The following is a 9659-nucleotide window of genomic DNA, read 5'->3' on the forward strand; positions in this document are numbered from 1 at the left end:
AGTGCTAACCTGGGCGCCTTTGAAGCGCTGCTAATCATTATTCAGAATGGTGAACATGGCTTACCGGTCTATCAGGCTGTTGCGAATGTACGTACGCCATTTTCTGGTCCGGCAGGCATAATCAATCGGCTGAAGACCCTTCGCCGCTTGGGTCTTCTCGATGAGAAGCCCGGAGCGAAGAAGTCTCAGGTTTGTCTCATTCCATCCGAGAAATTAATGCGGGATATTTACCCTGTTCTTGCTGCTAGGCACTACGGTGGTTTGCAAGAATGACCCCCCCCCCAACACACACACCGGGAAATGGTTGCCTACTCGCAGTGTCCGCGAGCCGCAATCTTACGGCAGATTTTCTTTCAGCGCCTCTTTTGTGGTGATTGGGGGGGAGATCATGAACGCCGTAAGGTCATTTAGTGGCGGGCGCATTAGCGGGCTTGTTGAGCCAGTGAAGCCACAGAGCAGTCTTGCATTCGTTCAGTCAAAGCCGAAGAATTCCATTCTTCTCTTGCAGGGGCCCGTGGGACCGTTCTTCGCTGAGTTACAGGAAGCCCTATCGGTTGCTGATTTTGCAACCCGCCGCGTTGTATTCAATGCCGGCGACAAATTCTTCGCACCTCAACGAAACTGCGCATATTTTACCGGAACCCTGTGCGAATGGGAAACTTGGCTGCGCTTTGAGTTGGCGCAGAATGCACCAGATGCCATCGTCCTGTTCGGCTCGAACCGACCAGTGCACAAGGTCGCGCGCCGTCTTGCGGATCTTTTCGGGATTGAGTTGCTCAGTCTGGAAGAAGGCTATCTTCGATCAGGCTATGTAAGCTGCGAACGGGGCGGTAATAATCAGCATTCGCCGATGGTGAAGTGGCGCCCTAAGCTGCTGACGCGGGGTGGCCGATCAGATGCAGCCCCCGCTGCGGGCGCGCAACCGTCGTCCTTTACCACCATGAGTTTTTGGGCAGCAGCCTACTATCTGGTACGAGATTTCGCGTCGAAGCCCTCAGATGCGCTTCTTTTTCATAGAAAGCGAGAAAGGATCCTGCCCTTGGCCCTGAGTTGGGCCATGCACTTGCTCCGCAGGTCCACTGCACGGATCATAGAGTTCCCGACTAGACAAGCGCTGAGCCGTCGGCGCGATAATCTGCTCATCCCGCTGCAGGTTTCAAGCGACAGCCAAATCCTTTCTGCCGCGCGTGGCTGGTCCACTTCACGGCTGATTGAAGCAAGCCTGATGGCGCTCCGAGCCAATCCGCACGCTCCCTTGATCATATTCAAGTTACACCCTCTGGAGCGTGGAAGTGCTGGAATTAAGCGCCTCATCCTTCGTAGAGCGGCCGAAATTGGCATTTCTAGTCATCGGATAAGAATCTTGCATTCGGGTCGCATGGGAGAATTGACCAAGCAGTCGAGCGGCATGGTTGTCATCAACTCGACGTCCGCCTTTTCTGCGCTGCACCATGGCGTCCCAGTTCTGGTCCTGGGCGACGCTATATTCCGTCATGATGCAATCGTCACCCTGGGCGAAACCGAAGCGGACATTTCTGCGTTTTTCAAGATCAGGCACGCGAAATCGCGCCTATTGGTCGATGAGTTTATCGCGGAGCTTAAGTCGCAGAGCGTCATCCCAGGCGACTTCTATGTGTCGCGCGGTCGGCAGATCGCAATCGCAGGCATCGTGGGCAAGCTGAAGCAACAGCAACGCGCGCCTCGCGGTCAAGAAGAGGCACGTGGATGAATAAGGCTCGTGCTTACAAGGGGGTGGCGTATTGGGTCACGCTGTCGTCTCTGCTCGCCAGCTGCTCGGCAATGCCTGCATTCGGCCCGGATGCGAGTGCCATCACAGGCGTAACTGCTGAAGGCGCTGTCGTCGATGAAGACGCGCTGCCATTTCATGTGGTCGAAATCACCGCTGCCACCCTGCCAATTGTGTCAGAGGCACATGCCAGCTTTCCGGTATCGTTTCGAACTCAAGGGTTTCGCGGGTCAGATGAAGTCGTCGGAGTTGGGGACCAACTAGAGATCCGTATTTGGGAGGTCGCGGAGGACGGTTTGTTCGCCTCCGCAGGCAATCGCGAGACCGTTCTCAACGTGCGCGTTTCGAACTCCGGCAACATCAGCGTTCCTTATGCAGACACCATTGCGGCGCGGGGTCTGACGACTGCTGAGCTCCGCAGCGAGTTGCTGGCCCGCTACCAAGGACAGGCCGTAGAACCTGAAATCGCCGTAGCGATCACGTCGACGGAAGCCAGATCAGCTACTGTCCTGGGTAACGTCCGGAGCCCAGGGCGTATCGCAATACCTCCGCGCGGCATTCGGCTGCTTGATCTTCTTGCGAGCACCGGAGGTGTGTCCCAAGCCCCTTGGGAAGTCACGGTTTCAGTACAACGCGGAGCAACCTCGGCATCACTTCTACTGTCAGCTATCGCCAGTGGCTCGACGACCAACATCGTTATTCTGCCTGGTGACACGGTTCATGTCTCACATGAGCCGCGACGCTTCGCAGTGTACGGAGGCGTGAGCCGGCCAGCCAATATCGAAATTCCCGTGGAAGACGCGCATCTCGCTTATCTTCTTGCAGAAGTTGGCGGCCTCAATGATCGAGTGGCGCAGACACGGTCGGTATTCGTGTTTCGCCCTTCTGCAGATGCCGGCTTGGCAACAGCTTATCAGTTGGACTTCTCGCGTCCCGACGCAATTCTTCTCGCAAGCGCGTTCAGGCTTATGCCCACTGACATAACATATGTAGCCTCGGCCGAAGCGGCTGATTTCAATCGCTTTGTGTCGATCATGCTGTCGCCGCTTCTAGGCGCGGCACGCAGCGTAAGTTCTTTGGGAAACTGACCAATGAACAGAATACAAGACACACGAATATTCTCAGATGCTGTGCAGTTGCCCGCTGTTGGCAATCTGACCGTTGGCGTTATAGGTTTGGGATATGTTGGCCTTCCGTTGGCCGCCGCGTTCGGCAAGAAAATTGCAACAATTGGTTTTGACATAAACATTGTTCGGGTTGAGCAGCTTTCTTCTGGTTTAGATATTACCGGCGAGCTTGATTGCGATTCTCTAAAGCAAGCTGAGCGACTTCGGTTTTCTGCATCCGAAAGGGATCTGCTGGAGTGTGACGTCCTAATTGTCGCAGTGCCGACCCCAATCACGAAATCGCGCACACCGGATCTGCAGCCGCTTTTGTCGGCATCCGAGGTCGTTGGCCGCTGTATCCGCAAAGGTGGGATCGTAATTTATGAGTCAACGGTTTATCCCGGAGCGACCGAGGAGGATTGCATTCCGGTCATCGAGCGGATCTCTGGTCTCCGGTACAACATCGACTTTTTTGCGGGCTACAGCCCAGAACGCATCAACCCCGGGGATAAGGATCGCCCGATCAGCAAGATCGTCAAGGTGACATCTGGGTCTACCCCCGAAGTCGCGGACTTCGTAGATGAACTCTATGGCCGGATCATCGAGGCCGGCACGTTCAAGGCCAGCTCAATCCGCGTGGCCGAAGCCTCTAAGATCATTGAGAATACCCAGCGCGACGTGAACATCGCGCTCATCAACGAGCTGTCGATCGTCTTTAGCAACCTCGGGATTGATACGAACGAGGTCCTGGATGCGGCGGCCACAAAATGGAACTTCATTCGCCTTCGACCCGGTCTCGTAGGCGGGCACTGCATTGGGGTTGATCCCTACTACCTCGTGCACAAATCCATGGCGACGGGTTTCATTCCTGACATGATCCGGACAGCCCGAGAGATCAACGACGGCATGGCGCGCAACGCGGTCGTCCGCTTGGTCACGGCGATGGTGGCGCGAAACATGCCGGTAAAGGGCGCGCGGGTCCTCGTGGTCGGGTTCAACTTCAAGGAGAACTGCCCGGATACGCGGAACACCAAGGTCGTGGAACTCGTCTCGCACATCCGCGCTTGGGGCATGGAACCCGAGATTGTCGATCCCTGGGCCGATCAAGGCGAAGTATTGGAGGAATACGGGCTGCCGGTCGGAGCCAGCCTGCCGGACGCTGCCCAGACCTATGACGCCGTGATCCTGGCGGTTCCGCATACCAACATCGTGGCCCAGGGGGCGGGGCGCTTGCGTGGCCTGCTCCGCCCCGGCGGGGTGTTGTTCGACATGAAGGCCGCATTTGACATTGCAGATAGCGATTTGAGGTTGTGACCATGAAATCAAAAAATGGATGGGAAAACGGATCACTGGATTCGAAAGACGAGTTTGATGCCGATTGGTATCGGAGTGCATATCCGGACGTAACATTACTTGGCATGGATCCAGCAGAGCACTATCAGACCTATGGAAAAATCCTAAATCGACCAGCTCGATCATCCTTTGTCTCAAAAAGTGATAAAGTTGACTACGCTCTGCCGAAGCATTTCGCTGAAGAGGTCGACCCAGCCCGACTTGATTTAATGTATGGACAGGGCATTTTGTCCAAATCCGAGCCCATACGGCACCCTGAGCTTGTCTCGATTTTGATGCCCAGCCACAATAATGAGCAATGGCTGACGCGTGCGATCCACGCTGCGCTATCCCAGCAGGGTGTCGAGGTCGAAGTCATTCTGATCGACGACGGATCGACCGATGGTTCGGTTAGGCTGGCTCGGCAGATTGCACAAACAATGCCCAACCTCAAGGTCATCTCACTCTTGCGTAATTTTGGTTGCTATTATGCGCGCAACATCGGCGTGATGAACTCTAAGGGGGCTTTCATCACCATTCTAGACTCCGATGATATCATGGCCCCTGACCGGATTGCGCGGCAACTGGACGCGTTGAAGGTGGTGCCGGATGCGATGGCTTGCCGGTGTCAACAGCGACGCTGGACACCCGATTTCGCAATGCCTGTCAGTGATTTGAAGCACGGCGAGAACAGCCTAATCTGGCGACGCGAAGTTATTGAGCGTATCGGTTGGTATGATACCGTGCGGTATAGTGGCGATGGTGAGTTCCGGATGAGGTTGCAACGAACCTATGGCCTTGAAGCGGTTGTTAAAATTCCGGATGAGCTTTATTTTACAAGGACAGTCGACGGGTCTCTAACGACTAACAAACACAGCCGGGTGTTTACCTATCAAGATGGTAAGTTGACGGTCACGCTCTCGCCACAAAGAAAAGCTTATGCTGATAATTTCAGCGCGTGGCAAAAAAAGAATAGGTATAATTTGCATATACCTTTTCCGCAGATGTCTCGCCAATTCAAGCTGGGAGCTGAAAAGCAAAATGCATCACCGTCGTTGAAGCAAAGGCGTGTCGGCGCGATGGCCAGTTTTCCGGCACGCCGCGAAAGTCTAAGGGCAGTATTGGCAAAGATTCTACCGCAGCTTGATGAGCTGCGGCTTTACCTGAATGATTACGACGAAATCCCAGATTTTGCGCACGATCCGAAAATCCGTGTCACCTTGGGCAAGGATGCTGAAGGGGATTTGCGCGACAATGGAAAGTTTCACGATCTGCCCATAGACGACAACTCTTATATTTTTACACTAGACGATGATCTGAAATATCCCGACGACTATGTTGCGCGCATGATCCACCAGATTGAAATGTTCGGGCGCGCTTGCGTGGTCGGCGTGCATGGGGTGATTTTTCCACGTGATAGGTTTGCACAGCTGGACGAGCGCAAGGTATTCGCTTTCAAAAAACAATTTACCGGGCATTTCGTGGACTTGCTTGGCACTGGTACCGCAGCTTGGCATAGTTCAATTTTTCGGCCATCTCTGGATGAGTTCGCCACAAAAGGTCAGTGCGACCTTTGGTTTGCGGCGGCAGCGGCAAAGTGCGGCGTGCCTTTTTTCTCCATTGCGCGCGGCCAAGACTGGTTGACGGAACACATCCGTCACGAGAAAAGCCTTTATCGCGAAGCACTGACCTGCCCGGACGATTATTTCAAGACTTATAATAGCTCGATTGCCCCGGTTTTGCAAAAGGGCCGGCTGCGGCGAAAAATGGCTGCGCATCTGGGCCGGTGCTATGACAAAGACACGTTGGCGGCTGCCGGCATCGCAATGCCGGAAAACGTTGCGAAGGCGGCGGATGATATCACCGCGGCGCGGCGCCCTGTGATACATCTTGCGCCGCTGCCCACTTCAGACAAGCGATCAGACCCAACCTTTGCACAGGAGGATCTGCATTTCCATATCGTCGTCAACGGCTGGAACTGCCGTGAGTATCTGACGACCTGCCTACGCTCGATCGCACAGCAGCTGCCGGCGGATTACAACTTTGACGTCACGCTGATCGACGACCATTCCACCGATGGCACCTACGAGGATCTGACCCGTACGGCCATTCTGCCACACGCTCGACTGATCCGGCTCACAGACAACACCGGCCCCGCCCATGCCCGCCATGTCGGCATCAGCGCTATCGAGGATCCCGACACTATCGTTGTGCTGCTCGACATGGACGACGCGCTGGAGCCGCATGCCCTGCGCACCGTCGCAAAATGCTATCGCGACAATCAGGAATGTCTGCTGACCATCGGCAACTGGCACGATCAGGACGGCAAGCTCAACCCGCAGACGTTCTACACCGCCGAGGAGATCGACAATCAGCGCACCCGCGAGATCGAGCTTTTCAACGCAACCCATCTGCGCACCTTCCGGCGCCGCCTCTATGATGCTGTCGAGGTGTCCGATCTGCTGGACCACGAGGGCAACTGGCTGGAAACTTGCACCGACGTTGCGTTGATGTATCCGCTGATGGATCAGTGCCGTTCGCATGAGGTGATCTTTATAGACGAACCTATCTATCGATACACCCGCAAGCATAGTACGGGGACGTTGGCGCGGTTTGGTAAGCCTCATAAAATTGAGAGGCTCAAATGGTTGAAGGCGAAGGCACCAAAAGCGAGGTATAAAAATGATAGATATTAACAGCACCTGTCGAAGTAGAGGCCAAATGCTTTCACCACAAGCAATAATGCTTTGCCGGACTCGGCAAAGTAGAATGCGAATACCCAAAAGCATGAGCGGCATTCTGTATAGTTACTGTTACAAGTCGATGGTGCTGCAATTCAAAGCTGTCAAAATCATGGCTTTTGCTTGCCAGCTGATTGTCATGCGGCACAATTTTATCTCGAATATATACGATAAATCCGTGATGAGGAACGACATATTATGAGTTATCGTCCGATCTATGAGGAAGATGAGTTCTACTGTAACCAACTTCATTTTTCCATACCTAATGACGACGGAAAGAAGGTTTTCTATACATATATACGCAAGAACGCATGCTCAGCATTTAAGCTCTTAATGCGGCAACGGAGTAATGCTTCGGGTCCGAGGGGCGAATTTGAGTTTAGAGTCGATCCAAACACAGACAGTTGGGACCATTCGTTGTTCATCTATCGTGATCCCTTCGATCGGACCGTATCAACTTATTTCAATAAGTTTGTTGATCGCAAAGGCAATGAGGACATATTTTCGAATTTTTCCATAATAACTTCTCGGGATCCGGTCACTGCGAGTTTCCGTGATTTTGTAAATTATTTGACTAGTGCATCTTTCAGCAAGCTGGATCCACATGTCTGGCCCCAGAAATCGCATCTTGCCGATATTACCTACACAGACCCAGTACCGATGGGCACTGTTCACTCTTGGTTTGCCCGGACGCTGCCATCGCTGGCTTCGACATTCGAACGGCCGATTAATCCCAGTAGTATTTCGACCGCTCATACTTTGGATAATCTGTGTGATATTCCAGCCAACCAGCTGGCGGGCTGGCAAAGTCCTGTTGGAAGGAGCAGTTTTCGGGTTTTGAAGCATCTTATAATGGACATCTATTCAGTCTATGTCGAGATGGTTGCCCGTATAGAAAGAGCTAGAGCCGCGGCCATCAGATAAGCATAAGACCAGAGGAATAAAATTATGAAAACAGACTATTCTGAGAATACCTTCACGGTAGATTTATGCTTTCCTGAAGGGGAAAGCTTATTTCTGCGTAAGGCTTATACAAGCGCACATGTCATCCTCGAATACGGCTCCGGCGGCTCATCGATCCTCGCCTCGGAACAACCCGGCAAGCTGGTTTTCAGCGTCGAATCCGACCGCAACTGGGCCATCCGCCTTCAGGCTGAAATCGACGCCCGCGATCTGCTCTCGCCGGCCCATCTCTATCATGTCGATATCGGTCCGACCGGCGAATGGGGCAGGCCAGTCAGCCCGGACGCCTGGACGCGCTTTCACCGTTATCCGCTGGCGATCTGGGACGAACCGTTCTTCCGCCAACCCGATGTCGTTCTGATCGACGGTCGATTCCGCCCCGCGTGCTTCATGGCGGTTCTGCTGCGCACGCGTAAACCGGTCACGGTGCTGTTTGACGATTACACTACCCGCCCCGCCTATCACTCGGTGGAAGATTTTCTAACGCCATCGGAAATTGTCGGGCGGATGGCGGTTTTCGAGGTGGCGCCCCGGACCTGGGATGCCACGGAGGCACCGGCCTTGATGGATCACTTCTTCAGGGCGACTTATCACGGCCAGAAATCCGGCCGGTACGAAGCGCCGCTGACGCAGCAATCGGAAGCAGGTTCGCATGGGGGCCGTGTCCATGACTAAGGCAATGTCAGAGAATTCTGCGGTGGCGCGTCTGGCGACCGATGTATTTTCGCCAGCGGCTTTCGAGTTCCTTTTCTGGCGGCCACGGCATTTTATGGACTCGCGCGCGTTGGCGCATCTTCCGTTGTTGTTTTGGGTCTGTGCCGCGCTTCGGCCGCGACAGGCGACCGTTGTTGGGGTCGGAGACGGCGTGGTTCATTTCGCGCTTTGCCAGGCGATGGAAAAGTTGGACGGCCAAGGTCGATGCACAGGTTACGGTTTTTGGAAAGATGCGACTTCTGAGGGGGTTGCAACCATGGTGCCTGCTGATCTGGCGCGACATCAGGAGATGCTATACGAGGAAATATCACGCTTTATTCCGAGCCGTGATCCTGATGCCATCGCAGATGGGTTGGCGCAGAACGCGCTGGATTTGTTGTGGCTGGATCTTGCCGCTTCGCCCGGCGGATTGGGTCAAAGAGCGGATCTGTTTGCGCGCTCCGTAAAGCGATCGGGCGTGATGTTCGTGCATGGCATAAGGGCTATCGCGGAAAACAGCGCAGATGGTGCTGCCATTAAGCGCCTCCTGAATTCGCAACGTTGTGTGCGGTTTGACGATGAAATGGGCCTATTGCTCGTTGTGTTCGATGGCGATGTGCCGACGCGGCTCGAAGCCCTGGTCACAGCCACAGAAGAAACGGCGTTGCCCCCTGAGGTTGAGAGGGTCTTTCGACGAGTAGGGCAGGGGCTTCTTGCGTCTGTGCGTGGGGCAGATGCCGTCACCGCACGAAAGAAGGCCGAGCAGCGTGCTGCAGATGCGCGGGCAGCCTGCGACACTGCCGAAGGAGCGCTTAAAGATCTGAACTCAGCCTATGATCTGCGTGCGCGAAAGCTCGCTCAGGTTCAGAGCGAGTTGTTTGATGCGCGGATGCTTGTGGTCGATTTGCGTGCGGAAATCGTCGATAAGGATGGCGAGCGCCTTGCGCTGGAGGAGGCTCAAGAGCGCGCGCTGGCCGAGATGGAGGGGCAGTTCGACACCGTGACCGCCGAGGCCGACGGCCTTCGTGAGCAGGTCGCTGCGGCCGAGGATGCGCGCGTTGCGCTGGAGGCCGCCCA

8 protein-coding genes are annotated in these 9659 nt (G+C 54.7%); all 8 read left to right on the forward strand.

What is annotated here, in order from left to right; genetic code table 11:
* On the forward strand, positions 1-273 hold a 273-nt coding region (locus C5F46_RS16775), incomplete at its 5' end, for a hypothetical protein (protein WP_181317768.1).
* Positions 274-388: 115 nt separating this feature from the next.
* Entirely contained in the window at positions 389-1729 is a 1341-nt protein-coding gene (locus tag C5F46_RS14885; RefSeq protein WP_146160244.1) for a capsular polysaccharide export protein, LipB/KpsS family, read from the forward strand.
* On the forward strand, positions 1726-2835 hold the full coding sequence (locus C5F46_RS14890; RefSeq protein ID WP_107326118.1) for a polysaccharide biosynthesis/export family protein: 1110 nt from the start codon (positions 1726-1728) through the stop codon (positions 2833-2835). Before C5F46_RS14885 ends, C5F46_RS14890 begins: the two co-directional genes overlap by 4 nt.
* 3 nt (positions 2836-2838) lie before the next feature.
* The gene (locus tag C5F46_RS14895; RefSeq protein ID WP_107326119.1) at positions 2839-4167 is read left to right on the forward strand and encodes a nucleotide sugar dehydrogenase; all 1329 of its coding nucleotides are present in this window, start codon (positions 2839-2841) and stop codon (positions 4165-4167) included.
* Between the two features lie 2 nt (positions 4168-4169).
* Positions 4170-6881, forward strand: a complete 2712-nt coding sequence (locus C5F46_RS14900; protein ID WP_107326120.1) for a glycosyltransferase — start codon at positions 4170-4172, stop codon at positions 6879-6881.
* A 243-nt stretch (positions 6882-7124) separates the two neighbouring features.
* Complete coding sequence (locus C5F46_RS14905) at positions 7125-7850, forward strand: sulfotransferase family 2 domain-containing protein (protein WP_107326121.1); 726 nt, start codon at positions 7125-7127, stop codon at positions 7848-7850.
* A gap of 24 nt (positions 7851-7874) precedes the next feature.
* Positions 7875-8564: a hypothetical protein gene (locus C5F46_RS14910; protein ID WP_181317769.1), complete on the forward strand. Its 690-nt coding sequence runs from the start codon at positions 7875-7877 to the stop codon at positions 8562-8564.
* The coding region (locus C5F46_RS14915; RefSeq protein WP_146160245.1) for a hypothetical protein at positions 8557-9659 on the forward strand (1103 nt) is incomplete at its 3' end. The genes C5F46_RS14910 and C5F46_RS14915, both read left to right, overlap by 8 nt.

Source organism: Phaeovulum veldkampii DSM 11550, assembly GCF_003034995.1.
In the GTDB taxonomy this organism is placed as follows: domain Bacteria; phylum Pseudomonadota; class Alphaproteobacteria; order Rhodobacterales; family Rhodobacteraceae; genus Phaeovulum; species Phaeovulum veldkampii.